Below are 308 nucleotides of genomic sequence, written 5' to 3'. Positions count from 1 at the left end.
CGGTGGTGATGAGGGTGGTGCCGCGGTAGATCTCGTAGCCGGTGACGGCGACGTTGTCGGTGGCGGCGTCCCAGGCCAGGGTGACGCTGGTGTTGGTGACGCCGGTCGAGCGCAGGTTGCCGGGCACGGTCGGCGCGGTGGTGTCGGTGCCGCCGCCGCCCGTGGTGGTGGCCGTGACGGTGTTGCTGGCGGCTGAGCGGTTGCCGGCGGCGTCGCGGGCGCGGACGGTGTAGGTGTAGGCGGTGCTGGCGGTCAGGCCGGTGTCGGTGTGGGTGGTGCCGGTGACGGTGGTGATGAGGGTGGTGCCG

The 308-nt window shown here is 73.1% G+C and carries 1 pseudogene; it reads right to left on the bottom strand.

The window, feature by feature from the left end:
* Window positions 1-308: pseudogene (locus ETD85_RS66625) on the bottom strand (chitinase); the annotation flags it as partial.

The organism is Nonomuraea zeae, from assembly GCF_005889725.1.
GTDB lineage: Bacteria > Actinomycetota > Actinomycetes > Streptosporangiales > Streptosporangiaceae > Nonomuraea > Nonomuraea zeae.
This window is presented reverse-complemented; position numbering and strand designations above follow the sequence as displayed.